Consider the following 22,605-nt stretch of genomic DNA (forward strand, 5'->3'; position numbering starts at 1 on the left):
GAATCCGCGCACAAGCCGGGGCCTACGATGAGCGGGTGCTCAAGGAAGTCGTGCGAAACCCCCTCGCCTCCGTCGCCGCCCGCTGGACGCCCCGGCCCGAGACCGTGCGGCGCGCGGCGCTGGCCGCCCTGGTGATGAGCGTGGTCATCGTGGTGACCGGGGGCGCGGTCCGGCTGACCGGCTCGGGCCTCGGCTGCGACACCTGGCCCAAGTGCAGCGACGAGAGCCTCGTCGCCACCACGGAGATGGGCTTCCACGGCGCCATAGAGTTCGGCAACCGGCTGATGACCTATGTGGTCTCGGCGGCCGTCGGCTGGTTCATCGTCGCGGCCAGGTCGGCCAAGCCCCGGCGCCGCTCGCTGACCAGGCTGGGCTGGGCCCAGTTCTGGGTGATCGCCTTCAACGGGGTGCTCGGCGGGATCACCGTGCTCACCGAGCTGAACCCGTTCATCGTCGCCGCCCACTTCCTCGCCGCCACGGCGCTGGTGACCGTGACCACGGTGAGCTGGGTGCGCGCCCGCGAAGGCGACGGGCCGCCCCGCCCGCTGGTGGGCGTCCCGGTCCGCCGCGCGGTCGCCGGGCTGACGGTGCTGGCCGCCGCGCTGGTGGTCGTGGGCACCGGGGTGACCGGCTCGGGCAAGCACGCGGGGGACGACAGCGAGATCGAGCGGATGCCGTTCGACTGGGACACCATCACCCGGGTCCACTCGGCCCTGGCCTGGCTGGTGGTGCTGGGCACCCTGGCCATCTGGCTGGGCCTGCGGGTGGTGGACGCCCCGCCGGCGGTGCTGGCCAGGGCGCGGGAGCTGCTGCTGGTGCTGCTCGCCCAGGGCGTGATCGGCTATGTCCAGTACTTCCTCGACGAGCCGGAACTCCTCGTCGGAATCCACCTGTTGGGCGCCACCCTGGTCTGGATCGCCACGCTGCGGCTGCTGCTGTCCACCCGCGAGCGCGAAGGCGCGCCCCCCACGGACGAGCCGCCGGCCCGCGCGACCCCGCCGCTGACCACGGTCTCCTGACCGGGCCAGCCCCGGCGCCCAGCCGTAGGCCGGCTCCCGAGGGGCGCCCGGCGACCTCCCGCACCGGCCGAGCCCGCCCGGTCTTCCGCCGATCCCGGCGGGCCGCCGCCCCGGAAGCCCTGCGGCTCGAAACTCCCGGCTCGCCCCGGGGAACGAGCGGCCCCGGACGCCCGGAGGTCCCTCGGGGAGACCCCCGGTCACGCCTGCGGGCGGGCTCCCTCCCCGGCCCCCTCGGAGAGGGCGTCCGATATCCGCAGGCGGTTGCCGTCGGGGTCGGTCAGCTCGATCTCCCGGCCCCAGGGCTCGTCCCTCGGCACGACCCCGAACTCCTCGGCCACCGCGTCCAGATCGGCCAGCCGCAGATACACCAGCCCGCCGGGGCGGGCGTCCCCCTCGTGCTCGGAGAGAAAGAGGCGCAGGGCACCCCGCGCGACCTCGGCGAAGACAGGGAAGCCCGGCTCGAAGCGGTGCTCCCAGCGCAGCCCGAACCCCAGCCGCAGGTACCAGCCGAGCGCGGCGGCCACCTCCCGCACCCGCAGGATCGGGATGGCCTCCTCGACGGCGACGTTCTCGTTCATGCCCGCATGATGGCCCATGCCACTGACAGTCGGCCGAAGCCGCAGGTCAACGGCCGTTCGACGGGCCCCCGTTCGACGGGCCGCCGATCTGGAGGCCGGCCATCCGGGACCACTCGTAGGGCCCGGTGCGCACCCGGGCCGCCAACTCCCCGTCGAAGGACTCCCGCAGCGTGATCCCGGCCCGCTCCGCCGCCCGGACGAGGATCTCCCGCCCCGGCGCGACCTGGTCCCCGAAGGCGCCGTCCCGACCGACCAGCACCAGCCGGTAGCCGCGCTCCCCCAGATAGCTGATCTGCCCCTCGGTCTCCGCCCCGTGGCGGGCGACGAAGCCGCGCAGCCGACGGGTCACCCGCGCGGTCCGGCGCTCGGTCGCGCGGTCCGGGACGACTTCCTCGGGGACCGAGCCGTTCTCGGCGTTCTCTGCGGTGTCAGTCATGCCCCGTATGCTACCCGCCGGTAAGCCTCGGAAGCCGGGAGAGCCGGCGGCCCGGGGAAGAGGCCCGGCGGGCCTCAGCGGAGGAAGGGATCGATGGCCACCGCGAGGAAGAGCAACGAGACATAGGTGATGGACCAGTGGAAGAGCCGCATCTCCTTCAGCTTGGCCCCGGTCACCCCGGCCCGGGCGCGCGCGTGCAGCGCGTGCGCCTCCCAGAGCCACCAGCCGCCGGCCAGCACGGCCACCACGGGGTAGAACCAGCCGGTGTAGCCCAGCGGCCACAGCAGCAGCGAGATCGCGACCATCACCCAGCTGTAGACGACGATCTGCCGGGCCACCGCGCGGTTCCCCGCGACAACGGGCAGCATCGGCACGCCGACCCGGGCGTAGTCGTCCTTGACCTTCATCGACAGCGGCCAGTAGTGCGGCGGCGTCCAGAAGAACATCACCAGGAAGAGGATCACGGCCGCCCAGGAGACCTCGCCCGTCACCGAGGACCAGCCGATCAGCACCGGCATACAGCCGGCGATGCCGCCCCAGACGATGTTCTGCCTGGTCCGCCGCTTCAACAGCATCGTGTAGACCAGCACATAGAACAGCAGCGCCCCCAACGCCAGCCAGGCGGAGACCCAGTTGACGGTCACGCCGAGCCACGCGGTGGAGACCACGGCCAGCACCAGACCGAAGGTGAGGCACTCCCCCGGCGAGACGATCCCCGTCACCAGCGGGCGGTTGCGGGTGCGCTCCATCAGGGCGTCGATGTCCCGGTCGAACCACATGTTCAACGCGTTGGCGCCGCCGGCCGAGAGATACCCGCCAACGCAGGTCGCCAGGACCAGCCACAGGTCCGGCACGTCGCCGGCCGCGAGGAACATCACCGGGACCGTGGTGATCAGCAGCAGCTCGATGATGCGGGGCTTCGTCAGTGCGATGAACGCCTTGACCCGGTCTCCCGCCGACCAAGGGTCGGAGCCCGAAGCGGACCCTGCCACAGGGCGGGAATCAACGGCCGTCACGGGCACCTCTGGATGTGCGACATCAGCGATCGAAGGGCGTCCGCCCACCCGTGGGGGCAGGTGGAGCCGGGGGCGGGCTGGGCGGACCCCGGTCGGCGTCGGGCCGGATGGTGAGGTCCGCACATACCCCGCCACTGTAGTCGCCCGTCTCCCGCCACCCGCCCCGGGGGGTGCCGTGTTGGCGCCGGCGCCCCTCCCGGCCCCGACGCGGGGCGCCCACGGCGGCGGCCCACGTCCAGAAGCTGTCAGTCGGATGCTGTCAGCGCCCGGAGGCGGCCCCTTGGCCAGAGGTAGGCTCGACTCGGCCGGGTGAGCCGACTCCGCCGCCAGGCGGAAACGTCATGTCACCAGCTACACATTGCCGGAGAGGAGCCCTGACGCAGGGTGAGCAGCAAGCCGACGACCTCAGATCTCGAATGGACCGAACTGGACCAACGGGCCGTTGACACCGCCCGCGTCCTGGCCATGGACTCCGTGCAGAAGGTCGGCAACGGCCATCCCGGCACGGCCATGAGCCTGGCCCCCGCCGCCTATCTGCTCTTCCAGAAGCTGATGCGGCACGACCCGTCCACCCCCGACTGGGCCGGCAGGGACCGCTTCGTGCTGTCCGTCGGCCACTCCAGCCTGACCCTCTACATCCAGCTGTACCTTGCCGGTTACGGGTTGGAGCTGGACGACCTGAAGGCGTTCCGCACCTGGGGCTCGCGCACCCCCGGCCACCCCGAGTACGGGCACACGGTCGGCGTGGAGACCACCACCGGTCCGCTGGGCCAGGGCGTGGCGAATGCCGTGGGCATGGCGATGGCCGTCCGTTACGAGCGGGGCCTCTTCGACCCCGAGGCGGCCCCCGGCACCTCCCCGTTCGACCACACGATCTGGGCCATCGCCGGCGACGGCTGCCTCCAGGAGGGCGTGGCCGCCGAGGCCGCCTCGCTGGCCGGGCACCAGAAGCTGGGGAACCTGGTCCTGCTCTACGACGACAACCACATCTCCATCGAGGGCGACACCCAGACCGCGTTCTCCGAGGACGTGCTGGCCCGCTTCGAGTCCTACGGCTGGCACGTCCAGCGGGTCGCGCCCCGGGAGAACGGCGACCTGGACCCGGCGGCGCTGCACGAGGCGTTCCTCGCGGCGCGGGCCGTCGCCGACCGGCCGTCGATCATCGCGGCCCGTTCGATCATCGCCTGGCCGGCGCCCAACGCGCAGAACACCGAGGCCGCGCACGGCTCGGCGCTCGGCGCCGACGAGGTCGCCGCCACGAAGAGGGTGCTGGGCTTCGACCCCGAGGCGCACTTCGCCGTGGAGCCCGAGGTGCTCGCCCACGCCAGGGCGGCCGTCGAGCGCGGTCAGACCGCGCGCGCCGACTGGGAGAAGCGGCTGGTCGACTGGCGCGAGGCCAACCCGGAGCGGGCCGCGCTCTTCGACCGGGTCAGCGCGGGCGAGCTGCCCGAGGGCTGGGAGGACGCGCTGCCCACCTTCGAGGCGGGCACCGACGTCGCCACCCGCAAGGCGTCCGGCCAGGTGCTCAAGCGCCTCGGCGGCGTGCTGCCCGAGCTGTGGGGCGGCTCCGCCGACCTGGCCGGCTCCAACAACACGACGATCGACGCCACCTCGTCGTTCCTGCCGGCGGACAACCCGCTGAGCGAGGCCCAACCCTACGGCCGCACCGTGCACTTCGGCATCCGCGAGCACGCGATGGGCTCGGCGATGAACGGTGTGGCGCTGCACGGCAACACCCGGATCTACGGCGGCACCTTCCTGGTCTTCTCGGACTACATGCGCCCGGCCGTGCGGCTGGCCGCCCTGATGAGGCTGCCCGTCACCTACGTCTGGACGCACGACTCGATCGGCCTGGGCGAGGACGGGCCGACCCACCAGCCGGTGGAGCACCTGGCGGCGCTGCGCGCCATCCCCGGGCTCAACATCGTGCGCCCGGCCGACGCCAACGAGACCAGCATCGCCTGGCGGGAGATCCTGCGCCGCCACGGCAGCGCGCCCGCGCCGCACGGCCTGGCCCTGACCCGGCAGAACGTGCCGACCTACGCGCCCAACGAGGAGGCCGCCAGGGGCGGCTACGTCCACACCGAGGCCGAGGGCGGGGCGCCCCGGGTGATCCTGATCGCCACCGGCTCCGAGGTGCACCTCGCGGTCGCCGCCCGCGAGGCCCTCCAGGCCGAGGGGGTGCCCACTCGGGTGGTGTCGATGCCGTGCGCCGAGTGGTTCGAGGAGCAGGACCAGGCGTACCGGGATCATGTGCTGTTGCCCGGCGTGCACGCCAGGGTCGCGGTCGAGGCGGGTGTCGGCCTCACCTGGCACCGCTACGTCGGGCAGGCGGGCCGGGTGGTCTCACTTGAGCACTTCGGTGCCTCGGCCGACTACCAGACCCTCTACCGGGAGTTCGGCATCACCCCGGAGGCCGTCGCCCGGGCGGCCCGGGAATCCCTGGCCGCCGCCGAGCGCTGACACCGACACACACGAAACGCAGGAGACGCGAAATTCCATGACTGACGCACTGAAGCGCCTCTCCGAGGAGGGTGTCGCGATCTGGCTGGACGACCTGTCCCGCAAGCGGATCTCGTCCGGCGACCTCGCCGAGTTGCTCGACCAGCAGCATGTGGTGGGCGTGACGACCAACCCGACCATCTTCCAGAAGGCCATCTCCCAGGGCGACGGCTACGAGGAGCAGTTGGCCGACCTGGCGGCCCGCCGGGTGACGGTCGAGGAGGCGGTGCGCATGATCACCACCGCCGACGTGCGGGACGCGGCCGACGTGCTGCGCCCGGTGCACGAGGCGACCGGCGGCCGGGACGGCCGGGTGTCGATCGAGGTGGACCCGCGCCTGGCGCACAACACCCGCGCGACCATCGCCGAGGCCAAGCAGCTGGCCTGGCTGGTCGACCGGCCCAACACGTTCATCAAGATCCCGGCGACCAGGGCCGGGCTGCCGGCCATCACCGAGACGATCGGGCGGGGCATCAGCGTCAACGTGACGCTGATCTTCTCGCTGGAGCGCTACCGCGAGGTGATGGACGCCTACCAGAAGGGTCTTGAGCAGGCGAAGGCCAGGGGCCTTGAGCTGGACAAGATCTACTCGGTGGCCTCGTTCTTCGTCTCCCGGGTGGACACCGAGATCGACAAGCGGCTGGACGCCATCGGCACCGACGAGGCCCGCGAGCTGCGCGGCAGGGCGGCTCTCGCCAACGCGCGGCTGGCGTTCCAGGCGTTCGAGGAGGTCATCGCCGCCGACCGCTGGCAGACGCTGGAGCGCGCCGGGGCCAATGTGCAGCGTCCGCTGTGGGCCTCGACCGGCGTGAAGGACCCGAACCTGCCGGACACGCTCTACGTCACCGAGCTGGTCGCCCCCGGCACCGTCAACACCATGCCGGAGGCCACCCTGAGGGCGACCGAGGACCACGGCGAGATCACCGGGAACACCGTCGCCGGCACCTACGAGCAGGCGCGCGCCGACCTGGACGCGCTGGCCAAGGTCGGCGTGGACTACGACGACGTCGTCCAGGTGCTGGAGGACGAGGGCGTGGAGAAGTTCGAGACCGCCTGGGTCGGTCTTCTTGAGTCCACCAAGGCGGAGCTGGAGCGCCTGGTGGGCGAGGAGGGTTGAGACCCCGGTGAGCGGTATCGGGAACCAGACAAACCCGCTACGCGACGCCCAGGACCGCCGGCTGCCCCGCATCGCGGGGCCGTCGGGCCTGGTCATCTTCGGGGTTACCGGCGACCTCTCCCGCAAGAAGCTGATGCCGGCCGTCTACGACCTGTCCAACCGCGGGCTGCTGCCGCCGGGTTTCTCCCTGGTGGGCTTCGCCCGCAGGGACTGGGCGGACGAGGACTTCGCCCGGGTGGTGCACGACTCGGTCAAGCAGCACGCCAGGACGCCGTTCCGCGAGGAGGTCTGGCGGCAGCTGTCCGAGGGGATGCGCTTCGTCCAGGGCACCTTCGACGACGATGACGCGTTCGTCCGACTGCGGGGCACCATCGATGAGTTGGACAAGGCGCGGGGCACCGGGGGGAACTTCGCGTTCTACCTGTCGGTGCCGCCGAAGTTCTTCCCCACCGTGGTGCGGCAGTTGAAGAAGCACCAGCTCTCCGAGGGCTCGGGCGACAGCTGGCGGCGGGCGGTGATCGAGAAGCCCTTCGGGCACGACCTGGCCTCGGCGCGCGAGCTGAACCGGGTGGTGCACGACGTCTTCCCGGCGCACGAGGTGTTCCGGATCGACCACTACCTGGGCAAGGAGACGGTCCAGAACATTCTGGCGCTGCGCTTCGCCAACACCATGTTCGAGCCGCTGTGGAACCGCTCGTTCGTGGACCATGTCCAGATCACGATGGCCGAGGACATCGGCATCGGCGGCCGGGCCGGGTACTACGACGGGATCGGCTCGGCCAGGGACGTCATCCAGAACCACCTGCTCCAACTCCTCGCGCTGACGGCCATGGAGGAGCCCTCCTCGTTCGACGCCGACACCCTGGTCACCGAGAAGCTCAAGGTGTTGAACGCCGTGAAGCTGCCGGCCGACCTGGGCGCCCACACGGTGCGCGGGCAGTACGCGGCGGGCTGGCAGGGCGGCGAGAAGGTCGCCGGCTATCTGGAGGAGGACGGGATCGACCCGGCCTCGGTCACCGACACCTACGCGGCCATAAAGCTGGAGATCGACAACCGCCGCTGGGCCGGCGTCCCGTTCTACCTGCGGACCGGCAAGCGGCTCGGCCGGCGGGTCACGGAGATCGCGGTGGTCTTCCAGCGCGCCCCCTACTCGCCGTTCAACACCACGGACACCCAGGAGTTGGGCCACAACGCCCTGGTGATCCGGGTGCAGCCGGACGAGGGGATCACGGTCCGCTTCGGCTCCAAGGTGCCCGGCACCCAGATGGAGATCCGGGACGTGACGATGGACTTCGCCTACGGCGAGTCCTTCACGGAGTCCAGCCCGGAGGCGTACGAGCGGCTCCTGCTGGACCTGCTGCTCGGCGACGCCAACCTCTTCCCCCGGCACCAGGAGGTCGAGCGCTCCTGGGAGATCCTCGACCCGGTCGAGGAGTTCTGGGCGAGCCACGGCAAGCCGGAGCCGTACACCGCCGGCACCTGGGGCCCCAAGGCGGCGGACGACATGCTGGCGCGCGACGGACGGAGCTGGCGGCGGCCATGAACATCGATCTCACGGACACCACGTCGAGCCAGATCAACTCCACGCTGATCAGGGCCCGCAGGACCACCGGCTCGCCGGCGGTCGGCATGGTGCTGACCATGGTCATCGTGACCGACGAGGGCAACCACTACGACGCGCTCAAGGCCGCCAACGAGGCGTCCAAGGAGCACCCCTCGCGCACCCTGGTCGTCATCGCGCGGCCGGGCCGTTCCCCGCGCGAGCGGGCCTCGGCCCGGCTGGACGCCGAGGTGCGGGTCGGCGGGGACACCGGCATCGGGGAGACGGTGCTGCTGCGGCTGCACGGCGAGTTGGCCGGGCACGCGCACAGCGCGGTCCTGCCGCTGCTGCTCCCGGACGCCCCGGTGGTGGTGTGGTGGCCCGAGGAGGCGCCGGCGCACCCCTCGGACGACCCGCTGGGCGCGCTGGCGCAGCGGCGGATCACCGACGCGGCCGCCGCCGAGGACCCGACGGCCGAGCTGGCCCGCCGCGCCAAGGTCTACTCGCCGGGCGACACGGACCTGGCCTGGACCAGGATCACGCCGTGGCGCAGCGTGCTGGCGGCGGCGCTGGACCAGAAGCACACGCCGATCACCGGCGCCGAGGTCGAGGGCGAGGAACACAACCCGAGCACCGAGCTGTTGGCGCTCTGGCTGGGCAGTCGGCTCGGCGTCCCCGTCACCCGGATCGCGACCCAGGGCCCGGGGATCACCGCCGTGCGGCTGACCGTCGAGGACGGGCAGATCTGCCTGGACCGGCCCGACGGCTCGCTGGCGACCCTGGCCGTGCCGGGCCAGCCCGACCGGCATGTGGCGCTCAACCGGCGCGCCACCTCGGAGCTGCTCGCCGAGGAGCTGCGCCGTCTCGACCCGGACGAGGCGTACGCGCAGGCCGTGCGCGCCCCGCGCGAGGCGGCCACCGCCGGGGAACGGGCCAACGCCGGCGCCTCGGAGGGGAGTTCGGGGAACGGGGGCCGGTCCAGGGGCAAGAAGGCGGGCGCTTCGGCCAAGGCCGCCTCGTGACCGCGCCGAGGCTGCTGGTCCACCGGGACCAGCGGCTGATGGCCGAGGCCACGGCGGCGCGGCTGATCACCACGATCCAGGACGCCCAGGCCACCCGTGGCTCCGCGTCCGTGGTGCTGACCGGGGGGCGGAACGGCAACGGCCTGCTGGCCGCGCTGGCCGCCGCCCCGGCCAGGGAGGCCGTCGACTGGTCGCGGCTGGACCTGTGGTGGGGCGACGAGCGGTTCCTGCCGGCGGGCGACCCGGACCGCAACCACACCCAGGCCGGCCAGGCCCTGCTGGACGCGGTGCCGGTCGAGCCGGGACGGGTCCATGTGATGCCGGCGTCCGACGGGCCCTACGGCGAGGACGCGGAGGCGGCGGCCGAGGCGTACGCCGCCGAACTGGCCGGGGCCACCGACCCGTTCGACGTGGTGCTGCTGGGCGTCGGTCCTGACGGGCATGTGGCGTCGCTCTTCCCCGGGCTGCCGGGGGTGAGCGAGCGGTCGGCGACGGTGGTGGCGGTGCGCGAGGCACCCAAGCCGCCGCCCACCCGGCTGAGCCTGACCCTGCCCGCGATCAACGCGGCCCGCCAGGTCTGGCTGTTGGCGGCCGGCGCCGACAAGGCGAAGGCGGCGGCAGCCGCCCTGGCCGCCACCGACCCGGTCGAGACCCCGGCCGCCGGCGCCCGGGGCACCGACCGGACCCTGCTGCTCGTCGACCAGGCTGCCGCCGTCGAGCTGCCCCCGGCGGCGGCCGGCTGACGCACGACCGAAGACCGCCGGGGGCCGTCGCTCACCTGCCGCGCAGCGCGCGGTAACGGGCGACCAGCCCGGCGGTCGAGGCGTCGAGACCCGGCACCTCGGCGCCCTCGGTCAGCGCCGGCTCGACCCGCTTGGCGAGCACCTTGCCCAGCTCGACGCCCCACTGGTCGAACGAGTCGATGTCCCACACGGCGCCCTGCACGAAGACCTTGTGCTCGTAGAGCGCCACCAGCTGGCCCAGCACGGACGGCGACAGCTCCTCGGCCAGGATGGTGGTCGTCGGCCGGTTCCCGGGGAACGTCCGGTGCGGCACCAGCTCCTCGGCGACGCCCTCGGCCCGCACCTCGTCCGGCGTCTTGCCGAACGCCAACGCCTGGCCCTGCGCGAACAGGTTGGCCATCAACAGGTCGTGCTGCTCGGCGAGTTCAGGCGCCAGCTCCGCCACCGGGCGGGCGAAGCCGATCAGGTCGGCCGGGATCAGCCTGGTGCCCTGGTGGAGCAGCTGGTAGTACGCGTGCTGCCCGTTGGTGCCGGGGGTGCCCCAGACCACCGGCCCGGTCTGCCAGGTGACGGGCACTCCGCTCCGGTCGACGCGCTTGCCGTTGGACTCCATGTCCAACTGCTGGAGGTAGGCGGTGAACTGCGAGAGGTAGTGGCTGTAGGGCAGCACCGCGTGCGCCTGGGCGTCGAAGAACGCGCCGTACCAGATGCCCAACAGGCCCAGCAGCAGGGGCGCGTTCTCCTCGGCGGGCGCCGTGCGGAAGTGCTCGTCCATCAACCGGAACCCGTCGAGCATCTCCCGGAACCGCTCGGGTCCGATGGCGATCAGCAGCGAGAGGCCGATGGCCGAGTCGTAGGAGTACCGGCCGCCGACCCAGTCCCAGAACTCGAACATGTTGGCCGTGTCGATGCCGAAGGCCGCGACCTTCTCGGCGTTGGTCGACACGGCGACGAAGTGCCGGGCGACGGCCGAGGCGTCGCCGCCGAGCCCGTCGAGCAGCCACTTCCGGGCCGAGGTGGCGTTGGTGATGGTCTCGATGGTGGTGAACGTCTTGGAGGCGACGATGAACAGCGTCGTCGCCGGGTCCAGCCCGCGCAGCGCCTCGTGCAGGTCGGCGCCGTCCACGTTGGAGACGAAACGGAAGTCCAACTCCCGCGCGGTGTACGGCAGCAGTGCCTCGTACGCCATCGCGGGGCCCAGGTCGGAGCCGCCAATGCCGATGTTGACGACCGTCTCGATGCGCCGGCCCGTGTGCCCGCGCCAGTCGCCGGAGCGCACCCGCTCGGCGAAGTCCGACAGCCGCGCCAACACCGCGTGCACGGCCGGCACCACATTCTCGCGGACTTCGCCGTCCACCTCGATCACCGCGTCGGCCGGCGCCCGCAGCGCGGTGTGCAGCACCGCGCGGTCCTCGGTGACATTGATCCGCTTGCCCCCGAACATCGCGTCGCGCAGCCCGGCCACGTCCGTGGCGACGGCCAACTCCCGCAGCAGGCGGAGGGTTTCGTCGGTCACCAGCTGCTTGGAGTAGTCCAGGAAGAGCCCGCCCACGGTCAGCCCGAACCGTTCGGCCCGCTTCGGGTCCCCGTCGAACAGCTCCCGCAGGCTCACCTCGCCCAGTTCGGCGCGGTGCTGTGCCAGCGCCTTCCACTCGGGCAGTTGATCGAGCCTGACCCGGCCACCTTCAGTCATGTTCGCCTCGGCTATCCCTTGTGCTTGCGTCGAGGCACACGCTAGTCGATCAGCGATCGCGGCCCGGCCAGGGGCCGCACCCCGGACAGGCCACGGGCCCGGCCCCGGCCTGTTCGGCCGAGTCCGGGCCCGTGCACCGAGGGACCGTTCTCGCTGGGATGTACTCGGTTGTTCTCTCAGATCTCACCGCGCAGCTTGGCCAGCGCCTCGGCGAGGATGGCCTCGCCGTCCGCGTCGCTGCGCCGCTCACGCACATAGGCCAGATGCGTCTTGTAGGGCTCGGTGCGCGGTGGGTCGGGCGGATCGTCCCGCTCGGTGCCTGCCGGGAAACCACAACGAGGACAGTCCCAGGTCTCCGGGATCTGTGCGTCGCTGGCGAAGCTGGGCTGTGTCTCGTGCCCGTTCGCGCACCAGAAGGAGACCCTCAGCCGGGGCGCGGTCTCACCACGCTCGGCCTCACCCATGGGCCCCGCCCCGACCCGGCTGCCCCGGATCGCGTTGCCACCTGCCACGGTCGTTACTCCCTGCCTGCCATCCTGCGAAGTCCTCAGTCTATGCAAGGCTCAACGCACGTCCAGTGCTGGGAGTTACTGACTTATGACTTCATCAGCAGACCGAGAACCACCACGATCCCGGCCCAGACCAGGCCCACGACGACGGTGATCCGGTCCAGGTTCCGCTCGGCGACGGACGAGCCGCCGACGGAGGACTGCATACCCCCGCCGAACATGTCGGAGAGGCCGCCGCCCTTGCCCTTGTGCATCAGCACGAGAAGCGCCAGCAGGGCGCTGAAGACGATCAGGGCGATCTGGAACGCCGTTTCCACGACTGGACCAACTCTCTGCAACGACGGACAACGGATGACATTCCGGGCGTGAATCCGGGAGCCGACCCGCCCCGGCGCGAGGCGCCGGCGGCCGACTCCCGGACAGGGTACCGGCTGGGACCCCGGATGGCCCCAGGGCCTACTGGTCGCGGAACCTGATGATCTTGACGAACTCCTCGGCGTCCAGTGCGGCCCCGCCGACCAGCGCGCCGTCCACGTCGGGCTGCGCCATGATCGCGGCGACGTTGCCCGACTTGACCGAGCCGCCGTACTGGATGCGGACCCCGTCGGCCAGCTGCCCGTCGTACAGCTCGGCCAGGCGCGCGCGGATCGCGGCGCAGACCTCCTGCGCGTCGTCGGGGGTGGCCACCTCGCCGGTGCCGATGGCCCACACCGGCTCGTAGGCGATCACGATGCTGGCCGCGCTCTCGGCGGGCAGCCCGTCGAGCGCGCCGTCGAGCTGCGCCAGGGTGTGCGGCACCTGACCGCCGGCCCTGCGGACCTCCAGCGGCTCGCCCACGCAGAGGATCGGGGTGATGCCGTGCCGGTAGGCCGCCTTGACCTTGGCGTTGCAGATCTCCTCGTTCTCCCCGTGGTACTGCCGGCGCTCGGAGTGGCCGACGACCGCGTAGGAGCAGTTCAGCTTGGCCAGCATCGGGCCCGAGATCTCGCCGGTGTAGGCGCCGGAGTCGAAGGCGGAGATGTCCTGCGCCCCGTACCTGATCTTGAGCTTGTCGCCGTCGACCAGCGTCTGCACCGAGCGCAGGTCGGTGAACGGTGGCAGCACGGCCACCTCGACCTCGTCGAAGTCCTTGTCCGCGAGGCCGAAGGCGAGCTTCTGGACGTGGGCGATGGCCTCAAGGTGGTTGAGGTTCATCTTCCAGTTGCCCGCCATCAGCGGAGTGCGCTGACTCACGCGCCCGCCCCTTTCCTGTCTGCTGTGGTGGCTGCGCCGGACGCGCGCTCGCGCCCGGGAGTGGTGTCGCGGCGCCGGGACATCTCAGTCCTCCAGCGCGGCCAAGCCCGGGAGGGTCTTGCCCTCCAGGTACTCCAGGCTGGCGCCGCCGCCGGTGGAGATGTGCCCGAAGCCGTTCTCGTCCAGGCCCAGGAGCCGGACGGCGGCCGCCGAGTCCCCACCGCCGACCACGGTGAAGGCGGGGCTGTCGATCAGGGCCTGGGCCACGGCCCGGGTGCCCTCGGCGAAGTCGGGGTGCTCGAAGACGCCCATCGGCCCGTTCCAGAAGACGGTCGCCGCGTCGGCGACCTTGGCCGCGAACAGCTCCTGGGTGCGCGGGCCGATGTCCAGGCCCTGGAGGCCGGCCGGGATGGCGTCGGCCGCGACCTCGACCGGGCCGGCCGGCGCCTTGGTGCGCAGGTCGGGGAACTCCTTGGCGGCGATCACGTCCACCGGGAGCACGAACTCCACGCCCTTCTCCTCGGCGCGGCGCAGGTACTCGCGCACGGCCGGGATCTGGTCGGACTGGAGCAGCGAGTCGCCGACCTCGTGGCCCTGGGCCGCGAGGAAGGTGTAGGCCATGCCGCCGCCGATCAGGATGCGGTCGGCGCGTTCCAGCAGGTGGTCGATGACGCCCAGCTTGTCGGAGACCTTGGCGCCGCCGAGGACCACCGCGTAGGGGCGGGCGACGTCCTCGGTGAGCTGCTTCAGGACGCCGACCTCGGTGGCGATCAACCCGCCGGCGGCGTGCGGCAGTCGGGCGGGCAGGTCGAAGACGGAGGCGTGCTTGCGGTGCACGGCGCCGAAGCCGTCGCCGACGTAGGCGTGGGCCAGGGCGGCCAGTTGGTCGGCGAACGCGCCGCGCTCGGCGTCGTCCTTGCTGGTCTCCCCCGCGTTGAACCGGAGGTTCTCCAGCAGCGCCAGCTGCCCGTCGGCCAGCCCGGCGACCGTCTCGCGGGCGCTGTCGCCCACGGTGTCGGCGGCGAACGCGACGTCCTGGCCGAGGAGTTCGCCGAGCCGGCGGGCGACGGGGGCCAGCGAGTACGCCGGGTCGGGCGCGCCCTTGGGGCGGCCGAGGTGCGAGGCGACGACGACCCGGGCGCCCGCGTCGAGCAGCCCGCGGATGGTCGGCACGGCGGCCCTGATGCGGCCGTCGTCGGTGATGGTCCCGTCGGCGAGCGGGACGTTGAGGTCGGCGCGGACGAACACCCGCCGCCCGGCGACCGTCAGATCGTCAGTGGTCTTCATGGTTGTCTGGACTCCTAGAGGCTCTCGGATGACCCGCTCCTGTCCGCGAGGCGAGGACGCGCCGGCCACGCGCGAGGGCCCGCCGAGCGCGGTGCGCGCTCCACGGGCCCTTTGACCTGCCATTCCGGCGGCCGGTCGGCGCCGCGCTCAGCGGAGCGTCAGAGCCGCTCGCCGACGTAGACGGTGAGGTCCACCAGACGGTTGGAGTAGCCCCACTCGTTGTCGTACCAGCCGACGATCTTGACCTGCTTGCCCTGGCTCATGGTGAGCGAGGAGTCGAAGGTGCAGGAGGCCGGCCAGTTGACGATGTCCGAGGAGACGATCGGGTCCTCGGTGTACTCCAGGATGCCCTTGAGCTGGCTCTCGGCGGCGGTCTTGAACGCCGCGTTGACCTCTTCCTTGGTGACCTCGCGGTCCAGCTCGACCACCAGGTCGGTCACCGAGCCGGTGGGCACGGGGACGCGCATCGCGATGCCGTCCAGCTTGCCCTTGAGCTGCGGGAGCACCAGCGCGGTGGCCTTGGCGGCACCGGTGGTGGTGGGGATGATGTTCTCGGCGGCGGCCCGGGCGCGGCGCAGGTCCTTGTGCGGGAAGTCGAGGATGCGCTGGTCGTTGGTGTAGGCGTGGACCGTGGTCATCATGCCCTTGACGATGCCGAAGCTCTCGTCGAGGACCTTGGCCATCGGGGCCACACAGTTGGTGGTGCACGAGGCGTTGGAGATGACGTCGTGCGCGGCCGGGTCGTACTGGTCCTGGTTGACCCCGACGACGATGGTGATGTCCTCGTTCTTCGCCGGGGCGGAGATGATGACCTTCTTGGCGCCGGCGGCGAGGTGCTTGGCGGCGTCCTCGCGCTTGGTGAAGATGCCGGTCGACTCGATCACGATGTCGGCGCCCAGCTCGGCCCAGGGCAGCTTCGCCGGGTCGCGCTCGGCGAGCGTCCTGAAGGTCTGGTTGCCGACCGTGATGGTGTCCTCGGTGTGGCTGACCGGCTCCTTGAGGCGGCCGAGGATGCTGTCGTACTTCAGCAGATGCACCAGGGTGGCGTTGTCGGTCAGGTCGTTGACACCGACGATCTGGACATCCGCCCCCTGTTCAAGGAGCGCGCGGAAGTAGTTGCGACCGATACGGCCAAAGCCGTTGATTCCTACGCGGATCGTCACGAACCGATCTCCTCGTTGGTACGCCGGTGAAACAGACACCGACGATGCTGTATTGGGATGTCCCCGACCGCTCCCGACCCTACCGCGCCCGAGTCCTCCCGGTGACATCGGCCAGGCGTGTTCGGGCCGTGGTCAACGGGCCCCGCCCGGGGGCGCGGGCGTTCAGCCGACCATCTCCTCGGTGAGGTTCGACTCCGTGCCGGGAATGCCCAGGTCCTGCGCCCGCTTGTCGGCCATCGCCAACAGCCGCCTGATGCGGCCGGCCACGGCGTCCTTGGTGAGCGGCGGGTCGGCGAGCGCGCCCAACTCCTCCAACGAGGCCTGCTTGTGCTCCATCCGGAGCCTCCCGGCCGCCGCCAGGTGGTCGGGGACCTCCTCGCCGAGGATCTCCAACGCGCGTTGCACGCGGGCGCCGGCGGCCACGGCGGCCCTGGCGGAGCGGCGGAGGTTGGCGTCGTCGAAGTTGGCCAGGCGGTTGGCGGTGGCCCGCACCTCGCGGCGCATCCGCCGCTCCTCCCAGGCCAGCACCGACTCGTGCGCGCCGAGACGCGTCAACAGCGCGCCGATCGCGTCACCGTCCCTGACCACGACCCGGTCAACGCTGCGCACCTCGCGCGCCTTGGCCCCGATCTGGAGCCGGCGGGCGGCGCCGACCAGGGCGAGGGCGGCCTCGGGGCCCGGGCACGTGACCTCCAGGGAGGAGGAACGTCCCGGCTCGGTGAGCGAGCCGTGCGCCAGGAACGCCCCGCGCCAGGCGGCCTCCGCGTCGCAGGTGGCCCCCGAGACCACCTGGGGCGGCAGGCCCCTGATGGGACGCCCCCGGCCGTCGACCAGCCCGGTCTGCCGGGCCAGCTGGTCACCGCCGGCGACCACCCTGACCACGTAGCGGCTGCCTCGGCGCAGCCCGCCGGGGGCCATCACCACGAGGTCGGAGGAGTGCCCGAAGATCTCCAGAATGTCCCGGCGCAGCCGCCGGGCGGCGATGCCGGTGTCCAGCTCCGCCTCGATCACGATCCGCCCGCTGACCAGGTGGAGACCACCCGCGAAGCGCAGGATCGACGACACCTCCGACTTGCGGCAGCAGGTGCGGGTGACGGGAAGACGGGAGATCTCGTCCTTCACCGCGGCCGTCATCGCCATGGGCCGATCCTTCCATGCATCCGAAAAACACGGTCATACGCGGCGGCCAGAAGCTCGGGATCGTGCCGGGCCGAGCTGGCGCCGGGACCCGAACCACCGTTCGCGGCCACCGGGGCCAGCACCACCTCGGCCCCCAGTCGCTCGGCGGCGGCCCTGCTCAGGCTCTCTCCGTCCGGGACGGCGGCCCGATCGGCCAGCACCACGTCAAAGGCGAGTTTAGGGGCGTGTTGTACCAAAACCTCCACATGACGCTGCGGTGAGAAGCCATCAGTTTCGCCGGGTTGGGGCGCGAGGTTCAGCGACAGGACCCTGCGGGCCTTCGTGCTGACCAGGGCGTCGAGCAACTCGGGCACCAGCAGATGGGGGATGACGGAGGAGAACCACGAACCCGGGCCCAGAACCACCCAGTCGGCGTCGAGCACGGCGGCCACCGCCTCCGGCACGGCCGGCGGGTCGCTGGGCACCAGCATCACCTCACGCACCTCGCCCGGGGTCAACGCCACCGCCGCCTGCCCGCGCACCCGCGCCAACTCGCCCGGCCTGGCCGGGTCATGACCGAGCACCAGCGCCTCAAGGGCCAGCGGCACGGCGGACATCGGCAGCACCCTGCCGTGCGCGCCCAACAGCTTGCCCACCAGGTCGAGCGCGCCGACGTGGTCGCCCAACTGCTCCCAGAGCGCGACGATCAGGAGATTTCCCACGGCGTGGTCGTGGAGGGCGCCCTCGCTCTGGAAGCGGTGCTGGATCACCTCCGACCAGGTGCGCCCCCACTCGTCGTCGCCGCAGAGCGCGGCCAGCGCCTTGCGCAGGTCGCCGGGCGGCAGGACGCCCAACTCGTCGCGGAGCCGGCCGCTGGACCCCCCGTCGTCGGCGACGGTGACGACGGCGGTGAGGTCGCCGGTGATCCGCCGCAGCGCGGTGAGCGAGGCGGACAGGCCCATGCCGCCGCCCAGCGCCACCACCTTCGGCTGCGCGCCCCGCCGGACGCCGCGCACCGTGCGGCCGACGCGGCGGCCCAGCACGGGGGACCCGCCGCCGGCCGCCCGCCGCTGTCTCGCACCCTTCCGTGGCATCGGCTACTCGCGTCCCATGTCCCGGTGGACGATCACGGTCTCCACTCCCTCCGCCGCCAGCCGGCGGGCCAGCCGCTCGGACATGGCCACGCTGCGGTGCTTGCCGCCGGTGCAGCCGACGGCGATGGTCACATAGCGCTTGCCCTCGCGCCGGTACCCGGCCGCCACCAGCTGGAGCAGCTCCGCGTACCGGTCGAGGAACTCCTTGGCGCCGGGCTGGTTGAAGACGTACCCGGCGACCTCGTCGCTGGTGCCCGTGTAGGGACGCAGCTCGGGCACCCAGTGCGGGTTGGGCAGGAAGCGGCAGTCCACGACGTGGTCGGCGTCCACCGGGAGCCCGTACTTGTAGCCGAAGGACATCACGGTGGCCCGCAGCTCCGGCTCGTCGCCTCCGGCGAACTGGGCGTCCATCTTGGCGCGCAGCTCGTGGACGTTGAGGTTGGAGGTGTCGATCACCAGGTCGGCGTCGCCGCGCAGCTCCCGCAGCAGGTCGCGTTCGGCGGCGATGCCGTCCACGATCCGTCCGTCGCCCTGGAGCGGGTGCGGGCGGCGGACCGACTCGAACCGCTGGACCAGCGCGTTGTCCGACGCCTCCAGGAAGACGATGCGCCGGGTGACGCCCTTGGTCTCCAGATCGGTCAGGGACTCCCGCAGGTTGTCGAAGAAGCCGCGCCCGCGCACGTCGACCACCACGGCGATCCTGGCCACGTTGCCCTGGGAGCGGGCGCCGAGGTCGACCATGGTGGGGATCAGGGCCGGGGGGAGGTTGTCCACCACGAACCAGCCGAGATCCTCCAGGCACTTGGCCGCCGTGGACCGGCCGGCGCCCGACATCCCGGAGATGATCACCAGCTCGGGAGTGGTCGCGGCCTCCTCCCCGCCGGGCGGGGTGGTCGGTTCCTCGTCTCTGCCGTGTTCGCTCATCTCGCTCAATCCCCCGCCTGTCCTTCGGTGATGTGGGGCGTTGTCAGTGGCCTCTTCCGCGCTCGCTCAGTCCTCGACGATCTCGCCGGTGGCCGTGTTGACCGTGGGGGTGGTCGTGGCCTGACCGGAGAGGGCCGCCGCGACCGTCTCGGCGGTCCTGCGGCCTATGCCGGGCACCTCGCTGATCTCCTCGACGGTGGCCGCGCGGAGTCGCTTGACCGAGCCGAAGTGCTTGAGCAGCGCCTTCTTGCGGGTCTCCCCAAGGCCAGGGATGGCGTCGAGGGGACCCTTTCTTATCGATTGTGACCGCTTTCCGCGCTGATAGCGGATCGCGAAGCGGTGCGCCTCGTCCCGGACCCGCTGGAGCAGGTAGAGCCCCTCGCTGGTGCGCGGCAGGATCACCGGGTCGTCCTCGCCGGGGAGCCAGACCTCCTCCAGGCGTTTGGCCAGACCACACACGGCGACGTCGTCGATGCCCAGCTCGTCCATCGCCCGGCGGGCGGCGGCCACCTGTGGCTGGCCACCGTCCACCACGACCAGCTGCGGCGGGTAGGCGAACCGCTTCGGCCGGCCGTTCTCCTCGGTGGGGGCCGCGTACTCCTCGGTGCCCTCCTCGACCGCCCACTCGCCGGTGCGCTCGCGCTCCCGCAGATAGCGGCGGAAGCGGCGGGAGACCACCTCGTGCATGGCCCGCACATCGTCCTGGCCGGCGAAGCTCTTGATCTGGAAGCGGCGGTACTCGCTCTTCCTCGCGAGGCCGTCCTCGAAGACGACCATGGAGGCCACCACGTCGTCGCCCTGGAGATGGGAGATGTCGAAGCACTCGATGCGCAGCGGCGCCGAGTCCAGCCCGAGGTGCTCGGCGATCTCCTCCAGCGCGCGGGAGCGGGTGGTGAGGTCGGAGGCGCGTTTGGTCTTGTGCAGGGCCAGGGCCTGCTGCGCGTTCCGCTCGACGGTGGCCATCAGGTCCCGCTTGTCGCCGCGCTGGGGGACGCGCAGGCTGACCCGGGAGCCGCGCCGCTGCGTGAGCCAGTCGGTGACCGGCTCGGCGGGCTCGGGCAGCGCGGGGACCAGCACCTCGCGCGGAACGTTCTCGCCGGTCTCCTCGCCGTAGAGCTGCTGGAGGGCGCTCTCCACCAGGTCGCCCGTGGTGACGTTCGCCACCCGGTCGGTGACCCAGCCGCGCTGGCCACGGACCCGGCCGCCGCGCACGTGGAAGATCTGCACGGCCGCCTCCAGCTCGTCCTCGGCGAGGGCGATCAGGTCGGCGTCGGTGGCGTCGGCGAGGACCACCGCGTTCTTCTCCATGGCGCGGCGCAGCGCCTCGATGTCGTCCCGCAGCCGGCCGGCCCGCTCGTACTCCAGGGCCTCGGCGGCCTCGTGCATCTCCACCTCAAGACGCCGCAGGTAGGCGCCGGTGCGGCCGGCCATGAAGTCGCAGAACTCGTCGGCCAGGGCGCGGTGGTCCTCGGGGGTGATCCGGCCGGTGCAGGGGGCCGAGCACTTGTCGATGTAGCCCAGGAGGCAGGGGCGGCCGATGGCGGCGGCGCGCTTGAAGACGCCGGCCGAGCAGGTGCGGACGGGGAAGACCCGCAGCAGCAGGTCGACCGTCTCGCGGATGGCCCAGGCGTGGGCGTAGGGGCCGAAGTACCGCACGCCCCTGCGCTTGGCGCCACGCAGCACCTGGACCCGGGGGAACTCCTCGTTCATCGTGACCGCGAGTGACGGATAGCTCTTGTCGTCGCGGTACTTGACGTTGAATCGGGGGTCGAACTCCTTGATCCAGGAGTACTCCAGCTGGAGCGCCTCGACCTCGGTGCCGACCACCGTCCACTCCACGGATGCGGCCGTGGTGACCATGGTGGCGGTGCGCGGGTGCAGCCCGGAGAGGTCCTGGAAGTACGAGGACAGGCGCTGACGCAGGCTTTTCGCCTTCCCGACGTAGATCACCCTGCGGTGTTCGTCGCGGAACCGGTAGACGCCGGGCGAGTCGGGGATCTCACCGGGCCTCGGGCGGTAGCTGGAGGGATCGGCCATGACGGCAACCCTACTGCCGCCCACTGACAGTGAGCACACCACGCAGGGTGAGCGCGGGCGTTCCGGCTACCAACCGCGCTCGCGCCACTCGGGCAGGGCGGGTCGCTCGGCGCCGAGTGTGGTGTCCGCGCCGTGGCCCGGGTAGACCCAGGTCTCGTCGGGGAGTTGGGCGAAGAGCTTGCTCTCGACGTCCCGCAGGAGGCTGGCGAACGCGTCCGGATCGCCGTGGGTGTTGCCCACGCCGCCGGGGAAGAGGCTGTCGCCGGTGAGGAGATGGGGGTGTCCTTCGGGGTCGTCGTAGACGAGGGCGATGGAGCCCGGGGTGTGGCCGACCAGGTGACGGGCGGTGAGTTCGCGGCGGCCGAAGGTGATGTGGTCCCCGTCGTCGACGAGCACGCGGGTCGGGACGGGGATGCCGTCGGCGTCGTGGCGGCCGGCGTGGGTGGGCGCCCCGGTCGCCTCGACCACCTCGGCCAGCGCGCCCCAGTGGTCGGCGTGGCGGTGGGTGGTGACGACGCCCACCAGGCCGTCGGCACCGACCAGTTCGAGCAGTCGGGGCGCCTCGGCCGCCGCGTCGACCAGCAGCTGCTCGCCGGTGGCGCGGCAGCGCAGCAGGTAGGCGTTGTTCTCCATGGGGCCCACGGCGATCTTGGTGATGACCAGGTGGGCCAGCTCGTGCACGTCGGGGGGTCCGCCGACCCGTACGTCTCCGGTGTACGCCATGGGCGGCAGTCTCTCAGACGACCTCTCGGACGACCGGGGAAGGGACGGCGGGTCGGCGGCTCACGGACCACGGACCACGGGGCGGAAGGGTCGGTGGGGCGCCGGGGTCAGAGGGGTGGCGGCTCGGGCAGCGGCTCGTTTGAGGTCAGGCCGGAGCCGGACGTACGGCCGCTGAGCCAGCCGACCAGCGCGGCCGGGGTGCCGACGACCAGGCGCGGCTCGCCGGTCGAGGCGCCGGTGCGCCAGCTGCGGCCGTCCTCGGCGCGCAGTTCCAGGGCCGGCAGCCCGGGGTGGCCGGCGTAGCGGGCGGTGAGATACGCCACGGCCGGGTCGAGGAAGGAGCCGGGCAGGTCGGCCACGGTCGGCCCGGCGTCGAGGTCGATCCGGTGCAGCTCGACCTCGACCCGGCGGCGGAACGGGAGGCTCGCGGCGCGGTCGGTGATGCCGTTGCGCAGGGTGACGCGGCGCTCCCAGTCGCCCTCGTCGAGGGCCGACGCGGCGGCCAGGAAGCGGGCCGAGCTGTCCCGCAGGTCGGCGAGGTGTGCGGCGAGCGGGCGGTCGGCGTCGCGGGCGATGTCGGCGTTCCTGGTGGTCTCGTCGGGGTACATCGGACGGCCTTCGAGCACGTTGACGAGGGCGTCGGCGTTGCGGGCGAGGTGGGCCAGCACATGGCCGCGCGTCCAGCCGGGGAGCCGGGACGGGCCGGCCACGGTCGCCTCGGTGAGGGTGGCGGCGGTGTCCAGGAGCCGGTCGGTGGCGTCCCTGAGGGCGGCGAGTTCGGTTGCGACTCGGGTCATGGCCTCACGCTATGCCCTGCCCGCCGGCGGGACCACGCCACACCTTCGGGTGA

Annotated in this window: 21 protein-coding genes; 6 read left to right on the plus strand and 15 right to left on the minus strand. The window is 72.1% G+C overall.

Features of this window, described 5'->3' with window-relative positions:
• The first annotated feature begins 35 nt into the window (after positions 1-35).
• The gene (locus tag EBN88_RS00775; RefSeq protein WP_233580355.1) at positions 36-1,019 is read left to right on the plus strand and encodes a COX15/CtaA family protein; all 984 of its coding nucleotides are present in this window, start codon (positions 36-38) and stop codon (positions 1,017-1,019) included.
• A 197-nt stretch (positions 1,020-1,216) separates the two neighbouring features.
• Here EBN88_RS00775 and EBN88_RS00780 read toward each other — a convergent pair whose 3' ends face one another.
• The 3 genes from EBN88_RS00780 to EBN88_RS00790 all read right to left on the minus strand — a co-directional run bounded on the left by EBN88_RS00780 (position 1,217) and on the right by EBN88_RS00790 (position 3,049).
• Positions 1,217-1,597, minus strand: coding sequence for a glyoxalase superfamily protein (locus tag EBN88_RS00780; RefSeq protein WP_122181805.1), 381 nt, complete (start codon positions 1,595-1,597; stop codon positions 1,217-1,219).
• Between the two features lie 46 nt (positions 1,598-1,643).
• Positions 1,644-2,033 (minus strand): hypothetical protein, encoded by a 390-nt coding sequence (locus EBN88_RS00785; protein WP_233580356.1) that lies wholly within the window; start codon positions 2,031-2,033, stop codon positions 1,644-1,646.
• A 74-nt stretch (positions 2,034-2,107) separates the two neighbouring features.
• The gene (locus tag EBN88_RS00790; protein WP_122181806.1) at positions 2,108-3,049 is read right to left on the minus strand and encodes a heme o synthase; all 942 of its coding nucleotides are present in this window, start codon (positions 3,047-3,049) and stop codon (positions 2,108-2,110) included.
• 384 nt (positions 3,050-3,433) lie between these two features.
• Between EBN88_RS00790 and tkt the strand changes: the two genes are divergently transcribed.
• Genes tkt through pgl form a run of 5 tightly spaced genes read left to right on the plus strand, consistent with a single transcriptional unit; the run spans position 3,434 to position 9,973 of the window.
• Complete coding sequence (tkt, locus tag EBN88_RS00795; RefSeq protein WP_122181807.1) at positions 3,434-5,512, plus strand: transketolase; 2,079 nt, start codon at positions 3,434-3,436, stop codon at positions 5,510-5,512.
• Positions 5,513-5,549: 37 nt separating this feature from the next.
• Positions 5,550-6,668: a transaldolase gene (gene tal, locus EBN88_RS00800; RefSeq protein ID WP_122181808.1), complete on the plus strand. Its 1,119-nt coding sequence runs from the start codon at positions 5,550-5,552 to the stop codon at positions 6,666-6,668.
• Positions 6,669-6,684: 16 nt separating this feature from the next.
• Complete coding sequence (gene zwf / locus EBN88_RS00805; protein WP_122181854.1) at positions 6,685-8,211, plus strand: glucose-6-phosphate dehydrogenase; 1,527 nt, start codon at positions 6,685-6,687, stop codon at positions 8,209-8,211.
• Complete coding sequence (gene opcA / locus EBN88_RS00810; RefSeq protein WP_122181809.1) at positions 8,208-9,230, plus strand: glucose-6-phosphate dehydrogenase assembly protein OpcA; 1,023 nt, start codon at positions 8,208-8,210, stop codon at positions 9,228-9,230. The genes zwf and opcA overlap by 4 nt, the downstream gene beginning before the upstream one ends.
• 38 nt (positions 9,231-9,268) lie before the next feature.
• Entirely contained in the window at positions 9,269-9,973 is a 705-nt protein-coding gene (pgl, locus tag EBN88_RS00815; RefSeq protein WP_233580366.1) for a 6-phosphogluconolactonase, read from the plus strand.
• Between the two features lie 31 nt (positions 9,974-10,004).
• Here the strand turns inward: pgl and pgi are convergent, their stop codons facing one another.
• From pgi to EBN88_RS00875, 12 genes are all read right to left on the minus strand, one after another.
• Positions 10,005-11,666, minus strand: coding sequence for a glucose-6-phosphate isomerase (gene pgi / locus EBN88_RS00820; protein WP_122181811.1), 1,662 nt, complete (start codon positions 11,664-11,666; stop codon positions 10,005-10,007).
• Positions 11,667-11,842: 176 nt separating this feature from the next.
• Entirely contained in the window at positions 11,843-12,178 is a 336-nt protein-coding gene (locus EBN88_RS00825; RefSeq protein ID WP_122181812.1) for an RNA polymerase-binding protein RbpA, read from the minus strand.
• A gap of 83 nt (positions 12,179-12,261) precedes the next feature.
• Positions 12,262-12,492, minus strand: coding sequence for a preprotein translocase subunit SecG (gene secG / locus EBN88_RS00830; RefSeq protein WP_122181813.1), 231 nt, complete (start codon positions 12,490-12,492; stop codon positions 12,262-12,264).
• A gap of 139 nt (positions 12,493-12,631) precedes the next feature.
• Positions 12,632-13,408, minus strand: coding sequence for a triose-phosphate isomerase (gene tpiA, locus EBN88_RS00835; RefSeq protein WP_122181814.1), 777 nt, complete (start codon positions 13,406-13,408; stop codon positions 12,632-12,634).
• 84 nt (positions 13,409-13,492) lie between these two features.
• Positions 13,493-14,695, minus strand: a complete 1,203-nt coding sequence (locus tag EBN88_RS00840; RefSeq protein ID WP_122181815.1) for a phosphoglycerate kinase — start codon at positions 14,693-14,695, stop codon at positions 13,493-13,495.
• Between the two features lie 158 nt (positions 14,696-14,853).
• Positions 14,854-15,858, minus strand: a complete 1,005-nt coding sequence (gene gap / locus EBN88_RS00845; protein WP_122181816.1) for a type I glyceraldehyde-3-phosphate dehydrogenase — start codon at positions 15,856-15,858, stop codon at positions 14,854-14,856.
• A gap of 162 nt (positions 15,859-16,020) precedes the next feature.
• The gene (whiA, locus tag EBN88_RS00850; RefSeq protein ID WP_122181817.1) at positions 16,021-16,998 is read right to left on the minus strand and encodes a DNA-binding protein WhiA; all 978 of its coding nucleotides are present in this window, start codon (positions 16,996-16,998) and stop codon (positions 16,021-16,023) included.
• The gene (locus EBN88_RS00855; protein WP_122181818.1) at positions 16,989-18,071 is read right to left on the minus strand and encodes a gluconeogenesis factor YvcK family protein; all 1,083 of its coding nucleotides are present in this window, start codon (positions 18,069-18,071) and stop codon (positions 16,989-16,991) included. The genes whiA and EBN88_RS00855 overlap by 10 nt, the downstream gene beginning before the upstream one ends.
• Positions 18,072-18,074: 3 nt before the next feature.
• Positions 18,075-18,995, minus strand: a complete 921-nt coding sequence (rapZ, locus tag EBN88_RS00860) for an RNase adapter RapZ (protein WP_233580357.1) — start codon at positions 18,993-18,995, stop codon at positions 18,075-18,077.
• A 66-nt stretch (positions 18,996-19,061) separates the two neighbouring features.
• Complete coding sequence (gene uvrC / locus EBN88_RS00865) at positions 19,062-21,032, minus strand: excinuclease ABC subunit UvrC (protein WP_122181819.1); 1,971 nt, start codon at positions 21,030-21,032, stop codon at positions 19,062-19,064.
• Between the two features lie 66 nt (positions 21,033-21,098).
• Entirely contained in the window at positions 21,099-21,755 is a 657-nt protein-coding gene (locus tag EBN88_RS00870) for an MBL fold metallo-hydrolase (protein WP_122181820.1), read from the minus strand.
• Positions 21,756-21,862: 107 nt separating this feature from the next.
• Entirely contained in the window at positions 21,863-22,552 is a 690-nt protein-coding gene (locus tag EBN88_RS00875) for a maleylpyruvate isomerase family mycothiol-dependent enzyme (RefSeq protein WP_122181821.1), read from the minus strand.
• Between the last annotated feature and the right edge of the window lie 53 nt (positions 22,553-22,605).

The organism is Streptomyces triticirhizae (genome assembly GCF_003696235.1).
In the GTDB taxonomy this organism is placed as follows: domain Bacteria; phylum Actinomycetota; class Actinomycetes; order Streptomycetales; family Streptomycetaceae; genus Streptomyces; species Streptomyces triticirhizae.

Bases quoted from the DNA above. Each gene is read 5' to 3' on its own strand.
- EBN88_RS00785 (WP_233580356.1), bottom strand. From the start codon at position 2,033: ATGACTGACACCGCAGAGAACGCCGAGAACGGCTCGGTCCCCGAGGAA.
- pgi (WP_122181811.1), bottom strand. From the start codon at position 11,666: ATGACTGAAGGTGGCCGGGTCAGGCTCGATCAACTGCCCGAGTGGAAG.
- EBN88_RS00855 (WP_122181818.1), bottom strand. From the start codon at position 18,071: ATGCCACGGAAGGGTGCGAGACAGCGGCGGGCGGCCGGCGGCGGGTCC.
- uvrC (WP_122181819.1), bottom strand. From the start codon at position 21,032: ATGGCCGATCCCTCCAGCTACCGCCCGAGGCCCGGTGAGATCCCCGAC.
- EBN88_RS00780 (WP_122181805.1), bottom strand. From the start codon at position 1,597: ATGAACGAGAACGTCGCCGTCGAGGAGGCCATCCCGATCCTGCGGGTG.
- EBN88_RS00875 (WP_122181821.1), bottom strand. From the start codon at position 22,552: ATGACCCGAGTCGCAACCGAACTCGCCGCCCTCAGGGACGCCACCGAC.
- EBN88_RS00870 (WP_122181820.1), bottom strand. From the start codon at position 21,755: ATGGCGTACACCGGAGACGTACGGGTCGGCGGACCCCCCGACGTGCAC.
- rapZ (WP_233580357.1), bottom strand. From the start codon at position 18,995: ATGAGCGAACACGGCAGAGACGAGGAACCGACCACCCCGCCCGGCGGG.
- opcA (WP_122181809.1), top strand. From the start codon at position 8,208: ATGAACATCGATCTCACGGACACCACGTCGAGCCAGATCAACTCCACG.
- tal (WP_122181808.1), top strand. From the start codon at position 5,550: ATGACTGACGCACTGAAGCGCCTCTCCGAGGAGGGTGTCGCGATCTGG.
- whiA (WP_122181817.1), bottom strand. From the start codon at position 16,998: ATGGCGATGACGGCCGCGGTGAAGGACGAGATCTCCCGTCTTCCCGTC.
- pgl (WP_233580366.1), top strand. From the start codon at position 9,269: ATGGCCGAGGCCACGGCGGCGCGGCTGATCACCACGATCCAGGACGCC.
- EBN88_RS00840 (WP_122181815.1), bottom strand. From the start codon at position 14,695: ATGAAGACCACTGACGATCTGACGGTCGCCGGGCGGCGGGTGTTCGTC.